Source organism: Streptomyces canus, assembly GCF_041435015.1.
GTDB lineage: Bacteria > Actinomycetota > Actinomycetes > Streptomycetales > Streptomycetaceae > Streptomyces > Streptomyces canus_G.
In genome coordinates this window covers 275,149-287,987 of the sequence record NZ_CP107989.1, presented here as the reverse complement: position 1 = coordinate 287,987, position 12,839 = coordinate 275,149, and the positions used below count along the sequence as shown (strand labels likewise).

Sequence of the window (12,839 nt, the reverse complement as noted above, 5' to 3'; positions counted from 1 at the left end):
GTCGAAGCCAAGGCGGCGAGTCCGCTTTCCTCATGCGCGCACGGGTCAGGCCGCGGTGATGACGGAGACCGTGACGTTCTCGGTCGGCACTACTACCCGGCCCGGGGCGAGCCGTTGGACCGCTCGCCGTTCAGGTGCCGACCGCGGCTGTCAGCCGTCCACCTCGAGCACCTGACCATCTGCCCCCCCGCGTCGACCGTGCCGGCGACCCGATCGACGGTGATCCGCCGCAGATCCCCGCCCGGGTCGAAGGACAGTCTGTACTGCCGCAGCCGGCGGACTCCGTCGGCGTTCAGGACCCGTACGCTCACGTACCGGCCGCCCGCGGCGCCGGATCGCCGTCGGCCGGGCGCAGCACGAAGGACACCACGTTCGGGGTCTCGGTACGGCGCTCGACGACCCTCCACTGCCGCCCACACCGTGCCGGGCTCCACGCCTGCGTCCATCAGCCCGGTCCGCCAGAACCGACCTGGGCAAGCCGCGGCATCAGGCGCCCTGCAAGCGTCCCGCTGTGGAGGACGGCTCCCCGGGCCGCCTACTGATCGCCGCTCCACGCCCGGTACGCGGTCACGGCCGTCGGCAGAGTGGGGAAGATCCGCTCGCTGCCGACGGTGTCCGCCAAGCCGTACGCCGTCAGGTCGTCCAGCAGGTCCTGCTTGACGCGGGCGAGGGCGAAGACGATGCCGCGGTGCGCGAGCTCGCCGCGGAGTTCCTCGACCGCGTCCAAAGCGGTGATGTCGACCTCCACATTGGCCTCGGTGTTGAGGACGAACCAGCGGACCGGTTCCGTCTGTTCGTCGACGGCGGCCAGGGCCCGGCGGCGGAAGTCCTCGGCGTTGGCGAAGAAGAGAGGGGAGTCGTAGCGGTAGACGAGCAGGCCGGGGATGGTGCGGGCCTGCGCGTAGTCGTCGATGTCGTGCATGCCGGCCACGCCGGGCACCAGGCCCTCGACGGCGTCGTGCGGGCGGGCCACCCGGGTGAGCAGTTCGGCCACGGACAGACCGACGGCGACCAGCACGCCGTACAGGATGTCGAGGGCGAGCACCCCTGTCAGGCAGCCGAGCGCCAGGAGGAGTTCCCGGCGGCGGAAGGACGCCAGCCGTCGGAAACCCGCCAGGTCGATCATGCGGACCGCCGCGTAGACGACGAGCGCGCCGAGGACTGCCGTTGGTGTGCGAGACAGGAGGGGACTCAGGAAAAGCAGGACCGCCAGGACGGCCGCGCCGGCCACCAGCGAGTACGCCTGGCTGCGACCGCCGGCCGAGGAGGCCAGCGCGGTGCGGCTGGCACTGCTGCTGACCGGGAAGCCGTGCAGTGTGCCCGCGCCGAGGTTGGCGGCGCCCAGGGCGAGGAACTCCTGGTTGGGGTCGAGCCTGGAGTCCCCGTCCTCGTGCTTGGTGAAGGCCCGCGCGGTGAGGATGAAATCCGTGTAGCCGACCAGGAGGACGCCCAGGGCGGGGAGCACCAGGTGCGGCAACTCGGTCATGTCCGGCACAGCCACCGTGGGCAGGCCCGAGGGGACGTCGCCGATCACCTTGATGCCGTATCGGCCGTCGAGGTCGAAGACGGACACGGCGGCCGTGCCGAACACCACGGCGAGCAGGGGACCGGGGACGGTGCGGAAGAAGTGGGCCACCGTGAAGAGGACCCCGAGCGCCGCGACGGCGAACAACACCGTGGCCACGTGCAGCCGCGACACGTGCTCTGCAAAGGACCACAGTTGAGGGAAGAAGGCCGAGCCTGTCGTCCGGACACCGGTGAGTTTGGGGAGCTGGTCCACGATCATGATCAGTGCGACGCCCGCCAGATAGCCGATCAGCACCGGCCGGGACAGCAGGTCCGCGACAAAACCGAGCCGCGCCGCCCACGCCCCGACACACAACAGACCGACCGCGATCGCGAGCGTGGCCGCCAGCGTCGCGTAGCGCGCCGGATCTCCTGCGGCCAACGGACCCACCACGGTCGCCGTCATCAGCGCGGTCGTCGACTCGGGGCCGACCGACAGAAGGCGGGAGGAGCCCAGCAGGGCGTACAGGGCGAGCGCGGGCAGGATCGCCCACAGTCCTGCGACCGGCGGCAGGCCGGCCACGCCCGCGTATGCCATCACTTGGGGCACGAGATACGCCGCCACCGTCACTCCGGCCAGGACGTCGCCCTTCAGCCACGAGCGCCGATAGCCGAGCAGTGAAGCGAGCCCGGGCAGGAGCCGACGCCACATTCGAGCACTGCCGACCGAGCTCTGGGACATGATCCTCCTCGGGCCGAAGGATCTCATGTTTCTCCGGGGCCCTGGATGGCCACGAGATGCCGGACCCTGTGAGGGCACGAACGCCATCGGCCGATGGGGCCTGTCGGCCCCCGGCCCGGGACCTGCGGTCTCTGCACCCCGTCTCTCCTCGTCGCCACCCTGGAGCCAGAACCCCGACCAGGAGGTGGACACCATGTCCCGCAACGTCACCGTGGGCCTCGACGGCTCGCCCGAGAGCCGGCCCGCCGCCGAGTGGGCGGCCCGCGAGGCGAAGCTGCGCGGACTGCCCCTGCGGCTGGTGCACGTCTGGGAACCCGTCCCGGAGCCCCTGGCGCAGGCCCCGCTCCTGGGGGCCGAGACGCAAGCGCACTGGAGCGAGCGCATTCCGCGTGAGACGGCCGAAGGACTGCGCCTGCGCCATCCCGGCGTGCACGTGGACATGGAGCAGATTCCCGGCAGGCCGGCGGACGCGTTGGCCCGGGCGGCGAAGGGTGCCGAGTTGCTGGTCCTCGGCTCCCGCGGGCTGAGCGGGATCGGGGGATTCCTCGTCGGATCCGTGGGCATGGCCGTGATCGCGGACACGGAGATCCCCGTCGTCCTGGTGCGGGCCGGAGAACAGGCCGCCGACGAGCACGAGGCGGATCCGGCGGGCATCCCGTCCGCCGCGACCGCGTACCGGCCCGTGGTGCTCGGACTCGACACCGGCCACCCCGATGACGCGGTGCTCGCTTTCGCCTTCGAGGAGGCCGCCCGCCGCGGTACCTCACTGAGGGCCGTGCACGGCTGGAACCTTCCGCCTTACTCCGCCTACGGCCTGCCCGCCGACCCCGAGCTCAACGCCGAACTGGGCCGACAGAAGGCCGCCGCGCTGACCGAGGTGCTGCGCCCCTGGCGGCAGAAGTACCCGGACGTCGAGGTCGTCGAGGAGTCCCGGTCCGGGAGTCCTGCCGAGCGCGTCATCGACGCTTCCCGCGACGCATCGCTGGTCGTCGTCGGCCGCCGGATCCGCCACAGCCCGATCGGCGTCCACATCGGATCTGTCACGCACGCGGTACTGCACCACGCCACCGCCCCCGTCGCTGTCGTCGCGCACGACTGAACGCACCCTTGAAGGAGTGAAGATCATGAACGCAGCGGTGGAACGAGCCCTCGGCGGGCCCCTGGTCGTGGGCGTGGACGGTTCCGAGCCGAGCCTGCGGGCCGTCGACTGGGCGGCGGACGAAGCCGTGCTGCGCGGGGTGCCACTGCGGCTGGTGTACGCCTGCCTGTGGGAGCGGTACGAGGGTGCCGCACTCGCCCGGGACATCGGCAAGCCGACCGCGCTGCCGTTGGCCCAGGACATTGCCGGCGCCGCCGCCGAGCGGGCACGTGTCCGGCATCCTGACCTGAGGGTGACCGCGGACGTGGTGTTCGAGGAGCCGGAATACGCCCTGGTGCGCGAGGGGCGGCACGCCTCGGCGCTGGTCGTGGGCACCCGTGGCCGCAGCGGCATCGCCGAGATGCTGCTCGGCTCCGTCAGCCTGGCCGTTGCCGCCCATGCCGACTGTCCGGTGATCGTGCTGCGCGGCAGCCACGACAACCGGGCGACGCCCCCGGTGCGCCGCCGCGTCGTCGTGGGCGTCGGCGAGGACGTGAAGGAGTCGGAAGCCGTCAGGTTCGCCGTCGAGGAGGCACGGCGGCGCGGGGTGCCCCTGGAGGCCGTGCGCGCGTGGCGGTGCCCCGCGCAGGAGTCCACCGACCACCCGCTCATGTCCGGCGAACCCGCCCGCCTGCACGAGGAGCGGGCGGCCGAGGAACTGGAAGCGGCGTTGCGGGATGTCCCGGCGGACATCGATGTGCGCCGGCGTACCGTCGAGGGTCATGCCCGCCGGGTGCTCCTGGCCGCCTCGCACGAGGCCGACCTGCTGGTCGTCGGTGCCCGGCGCCGCGAGGGGCATTTCGGGCTCCAGCTCGGCCGGGTCGCCCACGCGGCGCTGCACCACTCCGCCTGCCCCGTCGCCGTCGTACCGCAGCCGGCGTGACGACGGTGACAGGCTCACAGACTCGCCGCGTGAACGAGGACGTAGGTCAGCAGATCGCGCGGCGGGCGCTCGTAGCCGGTCGTTGACGGCCTGGCCGGCGGTTCGAGGACCGGCGGCGGCATCTCGCGCTACGTGACCGGCGACATGTGGGGCCTATCGGCCCTCACGTCGCCCCCGGACAGCCCATGCGACCACCCCCCGATCCGCCGGATGCTCGACATGACAAGAGCTTGGAGGAGCCCCGCGATGTCGCACGATGTGACCGACCGACCCCCCGTCCACGCCCTGCTCGCGGACGGCACCACCGTGTGCATCCGTTCCGTGGTGGCGGGCGACCACGACCAGTTGGAGGGGCTGTACGAGGAGATGTCGCCGGAGAACCTGCGCCTGAGGTTCTTCGCCGTGAGCCACCGGTCCGCCCACCTGGCCGCCGACCGGGCCTGTGCTCCGGCCCGCAGCGGCTACCGGGCGCTGCTGGCCGAGACGCAGGGCCGGGTGGTCGGCCTCGCCGAGTACGAAGCCGGGGACACCGGGGACGAGAAGGACGCGGCTGAAGTGTCCATCGCCGTCGCCGACGGGCTGCATCACCGGGGCGTCGGCACCCTGCTCGTCGAGCACCTCGTCTCGGCCGCCCGTGCGGAGGGCATCAGGGCCTTCACGGCCGACGCGCTCAGTGAGAATCACGCGGTGCTCAAGCTCTTCGCCGACCTCGGTCTGCGCACCACCCGCCGCTTCGAGGGCCCGGAGGTGCGCTGCACCATCGCCCTCGACCAGAGCGACAGCTACCTCACGGCCGTGGAGGAACGCGGCCGGGCCGCCGACGTCGCCAGCCTGGAACCGCTGCTGCGGCCGAAGGCGGTCGCCGTCATAGGCGCCGGGCGCAAGCCGGGTTCGGTGGGCCGGGCGATCCTGCACCAGCTGCACGCGGGCGGCTACACCGGACGCCTGTTCGCGGTGAACCCCGCCGCGCACGCGATTCTCGGCGTGCCGTCCTACCCGTCGGTCAGCGCCCTGCCCAGAACGCCTGACCTCGCTGTGCTCGCCGTACCCGCCGACGCGATCCCGGAGACCGCCGAGGAGTGCGGGAAGGCGGGCGTACGCGCCCTCCTCGTCGTCACCGCGGGCCTCCACGCCGACCAGGCGCAGGCACTGCTGGCGGCCTGCCGTTCGTACGGCATGCGCCTCGTCGGCCCGAACTGCCTCGGTATTTCCAACGCCGACCCGCAGCTGAGCCTGGATGCCACGTTCGCCGCCGGACACCCGCGCCCCGGCACCGCGGGCGTCGCGGTGCAGTCCGGAGGTGTCGGCATCGCCCTGCTGGACGGGCTGTCCCGGCTGGGCATCGGCGTCTCCTCCTTCGCCTCCCTGGGCGACAAGTTCGACGTCAGCGGCAACGACATGCTCCAGTGGTGGGAGAGCGACGGCCGCACCGGTCTGGCCCTGCTGCACCTGGAGTCCTTCGGGAACCCGCGCGCCTTCTCCCGTACCGCTCGGCGCGTGACCCGCCGCATGCCACTGCTGACCATCGACGCCGGGCGTACCGACGCGGGCCGCCGCGCCGCCGCCTCGCACACGGCAGCCGCCGCCACCAGCACCATGACCCGCGGCGCGCTCTTCACCCAGGCCGGCATCACCGCCACCCGGTCGATCGGCGAACTCCTGGAGACCGCCGCGCTGTTGCACTCACAGCCCCTGCCGGCGGGCAGCCGCGTGGCGATCATCACCAACGCGGGCGGCGCCGGTGTCCTCGCGGCCGACGCCTGCGCCGAAGCCGGTCTGTCGCTCCCAGCTCCCACACCGGAACTGATCGACGACCTGCTCGCCGCACTGCCGGACGGCGCTGCGGTGGGCAACCCGGTCGACGCCACCGCCGCCGTCACGGAGGAACAGCTCACCGACTGTCTGGAGCGGATGATGCGGTACGGCGGCGTCGACGCCGTCCTCGTGGCCCTGGTCCCCACGGCCGTCGCCGCGGCGACCGGCGACGACCTCGTCCGGGCCCTCACCCGCGCCCCCGGCCGAAGGACGAAGCCGATCGTCGCGGTACGGCTCGAACAGGGCCTGCCCGTCGAGCTGTTGCCCGCCGCGGAAGACGGCACCATCCCGTCGTACGCCGAACCCCAGGCGGCGGCACGGGCGTTGGCCCACGCAGCTCACCGCGCGGCCTGGCTCGCCCGCCCCGCCGGGACCGTGCCCGACCTCGACGGCGTCGAGACGGAACGAGCCCGCACCGTCGTCGAGACCTACCTCGCCGCGCACCCCGACGGCGGCTGGCTGGACCCGCGCACCTGCGCCGACCTCCTGTCCTGCTACGGCATCCCGCAGATCCCGTGGGCCTGGGCCGAGACCGAGGACGACGCGGTCCTGGCCGCGGACCGGCTGCGCGGCTTCGACGGCCGGGTGGTCATGAAGGCCCACTGGCCCGGCCTGGTGCACAAGAGCCAGCAGCGCGCCGTCCACCTCGATCTGCGCGGCGACTCCCAAGTCCGCGCAGCCTACCGGGACTTGGAGACCCGCTTCGCCGGGCAGACGACCGGTGTCGTGCTGCAGCCGCTCGCCGCCCGCGGCACCGAGCTGTTCGCCGGCGTCGTCCAGGACGAGGTCTTCGGCCCGCTCGTGCTGTTCGGCCTCGGCGGTACGGCCACCGAGGTACTCGCCGACCACGCCGCCCGGCTCGCCCCGCTCACCGACCACGACGTGCACGACCTGATCACCTCCCCGCGCTGCGCCCCGCTTCTCTTCGGCGCGCACGGCAGCGGCGCCGTCGACCTCGGGGAGCTGGAGCAGTTGCTGCTGCGGTTGTCCCGCATGGCGGCGGACCTGCCACAGCTCGCCGAGACCGACTTCAACCCGGTCCTCGCGACACCGGGCGGTGTCACCGTGCTGGACGCACGGATCCGCCTGGTGCCGTGCAGGTCCCAGGACCCCTATCTGCGCCGGCTCCGCTGAGGAAGGAACGGACATGAGGCACAACAAGGTCGGCTCCGTGATGACCACGGAGGTCGTCCGCGCCACATACGGCACTCCGTTGAAGGAGGTCGCCAGGCTGCTCGCGGCCCACCGGATCAGCGGGCTGCCGGTGGTCGACGACGAAGACAAGGTCATCGGCGTCATCTCCGAAACGGACCTGGTGGCGCGCCAGGCGGCCACCCCTGGACCGCACGAACCGCATCGTCGCCTCGCGTTCTCCGGGCTGACACGCACTGCCCGGCGGCAGGCAGCGAAGGCGCACGCCCGCACCGCCGGCCGGCTCATGTCCGAGCCGCCCGTCACCGCCCACGCCGACGACACCGTCGTCGAGGCCGCCCGCACCATGGCCCGGCATCAGGTGGAACGTCTGCCGGTGCTCGACGAGGCGGACCGGCTGGTCGGCATCGTCACCCGCCGTGACCTGCTCCAGGTGTTCCTCCGGCCTGACGGGGACATCCGCGACGAGGTGATCGAGGACGTACTGGGACGCACCCTGTGGCTTCCGCCCCGCAGCATCGACGTGTCCGTTGTGCAGGGCGTCGTCACGCTCACCGGCCACATGGAACGCAAGAGCGAGACGGTGATCGCCCTGTCGATGATCGCGCGGATCGACGGCGTGGTCGGCGTGGTCGACAAGCTCACCTACCGACTGGACGACGCGCGCCTGCACCCCCAGGAGCAGGCGCTGCACGGCGTGGCCGACGACTGGCTGCGCAAGATGTGAGAGGAGGCGTACCGCCATGACCGGCACCGTGTTGGTCACCTACGGAACCACGAACGGATCGACCGCGCAGATCGCCGAAACCATAGCCGACGTCCTGCGCAAGAGCGGGCTGACGGTCGAGGCCCTTCCGGCCCAGGCCGTCCCGACTGTGACGGCGTACGACGCGGTGGTGGTCGGCGGCGGACTGTACGCCGGGCGCTGGCAGAAGGACGCGCGCCGGTTCCTCCGCCGGCACCGCCACGACTTGGCCGAACGCCCGCTGTGGCTGTTCAGCAGCGGCCCGCTCGACGCCTCGGCCTCGGAACGGGAGATCCCGCCCGTGCCCGGAGTGAAGAAGGCCATGGTCGAGCTCGACGCCAGGGATCACGTCACCTTCGGGGGGTGCCTGGAGGAGGGCGCGAAGGGTTGGGTCGCACGGATGATCCTCCGCAATGGAAAGGGCGGGGACTTCCGCGACTTCACCGCGATCGAGACGTGGGCGGCACATGTCGCCGACGAGCTGACGCCCCCATAGGGCGGGCCGGAATCATCCGCTCCACTCAGGCCCCGGTGCCCGGCACCGGGGCCTGAGTGGAGCGGCGCCGGCGCGATGCGACCAGGCGTGGACACCATGCAGGCGTGAGCCTCGGATCCGGGCACTGGCGAAGGCGAACGAGCCGCTCGCTCACGTCGTGCGGTGGGCCGGCGACGATGCGAAGCGGAAGACCGCGCAGCCGTGGCTCGTGCGCGGCCCAATCGGCCGCGTTCCGCCTGGATGCCGACGGATCGATGGAGGGAGCGGGGGCGCCGTACGGTGTGCGCGCTGGGTGAGGACGTGCGCGACGCCGTCAGCACCGCGCCGCGATGCTGTTCTCTGAGTCGGCCCCTGTCCCGTCACGTCGTAGCGAGGACGCCTCACCGTGAACGGCCGTGCTCGGAGACGTCGAACTCCACGTCCACGACCCCCTCGACCGCCCGGATCAGCCGTGCTGCCACGGGCACCAGGGACGCATCCCGGATCCGGCCGCTGAGGGTCACGACACCGTCCCGTACCGAGACGCCTGCGGAGGACGCAGGCGTGGGGAAGAGGTACGACACCACCTCGCGACGGACCTCCTCCGCGATGTCCTCGTCCTCGCGGAGGAACACCTTCAGCAGGTCGGCGCGGCTGACGACGCCCTGCAGCATGCCCAGGTCGTCGACGACCGGCAGCCTCTTGACCTTCGCGTGCGCCATGGTCCGTGCGGCCTGAGCGAGCGTCGCGTTCGCGTGGACGGTGAGGGCCGGCGAGGTCATCAGCTCTCCCGCGGTCACCGCGCCGGCCTTCGCGAGGTCGGACAGGCGGCGCAGCTGGGTGTACCGGTCGGGGTCGCTGTCGCGGAACTCCTCCTTGGGCAGCAGGTCGGCCTCGGACACCACCCCGACGACGCGGCCCTCGCCCTCCAGGACGGGCAGGGCGCTGACCTTCCAGTCGTGCATCATCCGCACGATCTCCTTGAAGGAGGCGCCCCGGCCGATGGCGGCGACGGTCTGGGTCATGACGTCGCTGACGATGTGCGGGCTGCCGTGCATGACGCCTCCTTCGGCGCTGTCACTTCGATGCGGCGCGTTCACAGGAGGCTGCCGCTGCCGTAGGGGGCGTACAGGTCCAGCAGCCGGGTGCGGGACGAGCGCAGGCGGTGGGCGAGGACGTCCCCCACCCACTGGGCGACGCTCGCGCCGAGCGCGGGGTCGTCCCGGCACATCGAGCGGACCGCGGTGGCGTCGAACTCGTAGGCGCGCACCGGGCTGGTCGCCTCGGCACCCAGATGCCAGCTGTGCGGGGCGAACAGCCAGGACCAGCCGAGGAGTTGGTTGTGGTCGAGGGTCTCGATGACGGCCGCGCGGCGGCCGGGCACGTGCATGTCCAGGGCGACGGTGCCCGTACGGATGATCCAGAACCGATCCGCCCTGCCGCCTTCCTCGAAGAGGCGGGCGCCCTGCGGGAACGACACCTCCCGGGCGAAACGCATCAACCGATGACGGTGCTGGGCGGGCAGTGCCTGCAGCATGCCGGCCGAGGCGGGAGCGTTCATGACGTGCCTCCACTCAGGGCGTACGAACCTGCCATGTCCAGCGTGATCCCGTGCCTGCGTCCGAGCCATGGGCCACGCGGCCCCATCGCCGGGCCGCCCGGTACCCAGCGAGAGCCCTTGGACCCCTGGGCCGGAAACGGTCCGGGCGGTTCGATGAAGACGAGAGACAACCTGTTGGAAGGGGGTGCTCCTTGTGGGTACGTCACTGACCCCGGAGTTCTGGAGGCTGTTCGCCGTCCTCCTGGTGATCTCCATGGCGATCACCTTCGTGCTCAGCGCCGCGCTCGACGCGCTGGCGCTCCGGGCACAGCGGCGCCGCACCCGGACCCGGTCGACGGCCACGCGGATGACCGAGGCATCCCGCCGACCCGTCCGGAGCCTGGTCCGGCACTGAGCCACAGAAGTGCGGAGCGGAGCCCTCGCGCCGGGAACCCGGGCTGGAGTGGGGCCGAAAGGGTCCGTGCAGGGCCTGGACGGCCCCTGCTCACAAGGCCGTTCCTGGACAACGCTCGACCCAGAAGAGCAGACAGGCTCAAACGGAGGAGGCAGACAGCATGCTTCAGCACGTCACCGCAGGAGTCGACGGTTCCACCGAGAGCCTCGCGGCCGCACACTGGGCGGCCCGGGAAGCCCTGCGTCGCGGAGCCGCGTTGAGGCTGGTGCACGCGTGGACCTGGCATCCCCGCCCGGCCGCCTCCGTACCCCTGGGCACGAGCCAGCGCGGGTGGGCCCAGCAGACCCTGGACGGAGCGGCCGGCAGCGTCCGGGCCGCACACCCAGGGCTGCGGATCGTCGAGCAGTTGGTGTCCGGCTCCGCAGTCGACGCCCTGCTCGCCGCGCCCGAGGAGACGGAGCCGCTGGTGCTGGGCTCCCGCGGGCTCGGCGGTGTCGCGGGCTTCCTGGTCGGATCCGTGTCCCAGCGGGTCGTGGCCAGGTCGGTGCGCCCCGTGGTGCTCGTCCGGGCGGGCGAGGCCGCCGCCGACGAACACCTTCCGGCGTCCGACGGTGTCTCGCCGGAGGAGATTCCCGGAACCCCGTACCGCGATGTCGTCCTGGGGCTGGACACCCGGCGCCCCTGCGACGAGCTGATCGAGTTCGCCTTCGAGGTCGCCGGGCGCTACGGCGCCGCACTGCGTGTGCTCCACGCCTTCAGCGTTCCGTCGGCCGACGGAGCCGACCTGCCCGCGGTGACGGGGGCGGGGCCGGAGCTACTGGCGGCACAGGAACGCGCCGTCGTCGCGACGCTGCGTCCGTGGTGCGAGAAGTTCCCCGAGATCTCCGTGACCGAGACCGTCTCCGAAGGCAGGGCGGCCGCCGCGCTGGTGCGCGCGTCGTCCGGTGCTTCCCTCGTCGTCGTGGGGCGCCGCATCCGGGACGGTCACCTCGGCACGCACATCGGTCCCGTGACGCACGCGGCACTGCACCACGTCGGCTGCCCCGTCGCCGTCGTACCGCACGCCTGACCCGGTTCCCACGGTGCTCCGATCGGCGCCGCCCGACCACCGCACCGCCCCGACCGGTACCTGCTCGACACGCTCGACACCTGCGACCTCGACGGGCAGGAGTTCACCGACAACGGGTTGCACACCATCAAGGCCGTGCTGGTCGTCACACTGGAGGACTGAACCGTGCGTATCGTCATCGCCCTCGGCGGCAACGCCCTGCTGCGCCGGGGTGATCGCCCCGACGCGGCCGTACAGCAGGCGAACGTCGACCGGGTGACCACCGCCGTCGCCGCCCTCGCCCTCGAACACGAGATCGTCATCACTCATGGCAACGAGCCGCAGATCGGCCTGCTCGCCATGGAGAGCGCGGCCGACCCGGTCCTGACCGCCCCCTTCCCGCTCGACCTGCTCGGCGCCCAGGCCGAGGGCCTGATCGGCTCGCTGCTGGTCCGGGCCCTGCACGACACGCTTCCCGGACGCAAGATCGCCGCACTCGTCACCCACACCCTGGTACGGGGCGACGATCCGGCGTTCGCGCGGCCCACGAAGCGCGTGGGCCCCGTGTATCCCCGGGACGTCGCCCACTCTCTCGCGCGAAGGCGCGGCTGGCACCTCGCCAAGGACGCCACCGGGTGGCGTCAGGTCGTCGCCTCACCTGCGCCCGAGGGGATCGTGGAGGCCGAGACCATCCATGACCTGCTCACCTGCGGCGTGCTGGTCATCTGCGCCGGCGGCGGGGGCGTTCCCGTCACCGCCGACCACGACACCGGCGCGCTGACCGGTGTCGAGGCGGTCGTGGACAAGGACCTCACGGCCGCCCTGCTCGCCGAGGAACTCAAGGCCGACTTCCTGCTGATCCTCACCGACGTGCCGAACGTCTACGCCGACTACGGCACCGGGCACCAGCAGCCCGTCCTCGACGTCACCCCCGACGATCTGCGGCGCGGCGGCTTCCCCGAGGACTCGATGGGCCCCAAGACGGAGGCCGCCGCCCGGTTCGTCGAACGCACAGGCGGTCTGGCCGCTATTGGTGCCCTCGACGCCGCGTACGAGATCGTCCACGGGCGGTCCGGGACCCTCGTTCGCTCCGACCTGACCGTCGGCTGAGAGCCGCCAGACGCTTCGAGCCCGACGGCCGTGTGGCCCGGCGCGAAGGGGCGGGGCGCCGGAACGGTTCTTCCCCCGACTTCACAGCGATCGGGGCGCGGTGGCGCACATCGCGGCGGAGGCGGACCTGGGGAGGCGGAAGCGCCCGTGTGCTCGGACGGCCTGTCTGAGTTTCCGACTGATCGATGCGCCGCCGGTCCGGTCTCCACCGCGCGAGGGCTCCCGCCGGAGGCGAGGCCGGCGAAGGTGTGCGCGGCTGCGGTGGCCAGG

11 protein-coding genes and 1 pseudogene are annotated in these 12,839 nt (G+C 72.2%); 8 read left to right on the top strand and 4 right to left on the bottom strand.

What is annotated here, in order from left to right; translation table 11 throughout:
• Positions 1 to 535: 535 nt before the first annotated feature.
• Positions 536 to 2,248, bottom strand: coding sequence for a SulP family inorganic anion transporter (locus tag OG841_RS01365; protein ID WP_371562689.1), 1,713 nt, complete (start codon positions 2,246 to 2,248; stop codon positions 536 to 538).
• A gap of 193 nt (positions 2,249 to 2,441) precedes the next feature.
• On the opposite strand from OG841_RS01365, the gene OG841_RS01360 reads away from it, so the two are divergent.
• A complete protein-coding gene (locus OG841_RS01360) occupies positions 2,442 to 3,347 on the top strand; it encodes a universal stress protein (RefSeq protein ID WP_371562686.1) in 906 nt (301 codons plus the stop codon).
• A 25-nt stretch (positions 3,348 to 3,372) separates the two neighbouring features.
• Positions 3,373 to 4,269 (top strand): universal stress protein, encoded by an 897-nt coding sequence (locus tag OG841_RS01355; protein ID WP_328643216.1) that lies wholly within the window; start codon positions 3,373 to 3,375, stop codon positions 4,267 to 4,269.
• Between the two features lie 14 nt (positions 4,270 to 4,283).
• Here OG841_RS01355 and OG841_RS01350 read toward each other — a convergent pair.
• Positions 4,284 to 4,394 (bottom strand): annotated as a pseudogene (locus tag OG841_RS01350) (polyphosphate kinase 2); the annotation flags it as partial.
• Positions 4,395 to 4,515: 121 nt separating this feature from the next.
• On the opposite strand from OG841_RS01350, the gene OG841_RS01345 reads away from it, so the two are divergent.
• Genes OG841_RS01345 through OG841_RS01335 form a run of 3 tightly spaced genes read left to right on the top strand, consistent with a single transcriptional unit; the run spans position 4,516 to position 8,477 of the window.
• Complete coding sequence (locus tag OG841_RS01345; protein WP_371562683.1) at positions 4,516 to 7,218, top strand: bifunctional acetate--CoA ligase family protein/GNAT family N-acetyltransferase; 2,703 nt, start codon at positions 4,516 to 4,518, stop codon at positions 7,216 to 7,218.
• Positions 7,219 to 7,231: 13 nt separating this feature from the next.
• Positions 7,232 to 7,963: a CBS domain-containing protein gene (locus OG841_RS01340; protein WP_328643218.1), complete on the top strand. Its 732-nt coding sequence runs from the start codon at positions 7,232 to 7,234 to the stop codon at positions 7,961 to 7,963.
• Positions 7,964 to 7,979: 16 nt separating this feature from the next.
• The gene (locus OG841_RS01335; RefSeq protein ID WP_328643219.1) at positions 7,980 to 8,477 is read left to right on the top strand and encodes a flavodoxin domain-containing protein; all 498 of its coding nucleotides are present in this window, start codon (positions 7,980 to 7,982) and stop codon (positions 8,475 to 8,477) included.
• A gap of 380 nt (positions 8,478 to 8,857) precedes the next feature.
• Here the strand turns inward: OG841_RS01335 and OG841_RS01330 are convergent, their stop codons facing one another.
• A complete protein-coding gene (locus OG841_RS01330; protein WP_365115806.1) occupies positions 8,858 to 9,514 on the bottom strand; it encodes a CBS domain-containing protein in 657 nt (218 codons plus the stop codon).
• A gap of 38 nt (positions 9,515 to 9,552) precedes the next feature.
• Positions 9,553 to 10,017: a Crp/Fnr family transcriptional regulator gene (locus tag OG841_RS01325; protein WP_328643221.1), complete on the bottom strand. Its 465-nt coding sequence runs from the start codon at positions 10,015 to 10,017 to the stop codon at positions 9,553 to 9,555.
• Positions 10,018 to 10,210: 193 nt separating this feature from the next.
• On the opposite strand from OG841_RS01325, the gene OG841_RS01320 reads away from it, so the two are divergent.
• From OG841_RS01320 to OG841_RS01310, 3 genes are all read left to right on the top strand, one after another.
• On the top strand, positions 10,211 to 10,411 hold the full coding sequence (locus OG841_RS01320; protein WP_328643222.1) for a hypothetical protein: 201 nt from the start codon (positions 10,211 to 10,213) through the stop codon (positions 10,409 to 10,411).
• A 160-nt stretch (positions 10,412 to 10,571) separates the two neighbouring features.
• On the top strand, positions 10,572 to 11,480 hold the full coding sequence (locus tag OG841_RS01315) for a universal stress protein (RefSeq protein WP_365115802.1): 909 nt from the start codon (positions 10,572 to 10,574) through the stop codon (positions 11,478 to 11,480).
• A gap of 165 nt (positions 11,481 to 11,645) precedes the next feature.
• Positions 11,646 to 12,569, top strand: a complete 924-nt coding sequence (locus OG841_RS01310) for a carbamate kinase (RefSeq protein ID WP_365115800.1) — start codon at positions 11,646 to 11,648, stop codon at positions 12,567 to 12,569.
• Positions 12,570 to 12,839: the final 270 nt, after the last annotated feature.

Coding starts and splice junctions, on each gene's coding strand:
- OG841_RS01365 (WP_371562689.1), bottom strand. CDS start 2,248: ATGTCCCAGAGCTCGGTCGGCAGTGCTCGAATGTGGCGTCGGCTCCTG.
- OG841_RS01360 (WP_371562686.1), top strand. CDS start 2,442: ATGTCCCGCAACGTCACCGTGGGCCTCGACGGCTCGCCCGAGAGCCGG.
- OG841_RS01355 (WP_328643216.1), top strand. CDS start 3,373: ATGAACGCAGCGGTGGAACGAGCCCTCGGCGGGCCCCTGGTCGTGGGC.
- OG841_RS01345 (WP_371562683.1), top strand. CDS start 4,516: ATGTCGCACGATGTGACCGACCGACCCCCCGTCCACGCCCTGCTCGCG.
- OG841_RS01340 (WP_328643218.1), top strand. CDS start 7,232: ATGAGGCACAACAAGGTCGGCTCCGTGATGACCACGGAGGTCGTCCGC.
- OG841_RS01335 (WP_328643219.1), top strand. CDS start 7,980: ATGACCGGCACCGTGTTGGTCACCTACGGAACCACGAACGGATCGACC.
- OG841_RS01330 (WP_365115806.1), bottom strand. CDS start 9,514: ATGCACGGCAGCCCGCACATCGTCAGCGACGTCATGACCCAGACCGTC.
- OG841_RS01325 (WP_328643221.1), bottom strand. CDS start 10,017: ATGAACGCTCCCGCCTCGGCCGGCATGCTGCAGGCACTGCCCGCCCAG.
- OG841_RS01315 (WP_365115802.1), top strand. CDS start 10,572: ATGCTTCAGCACGTCACCGCAGGAGTCGACGGTTCCACCGAGAGCCTC.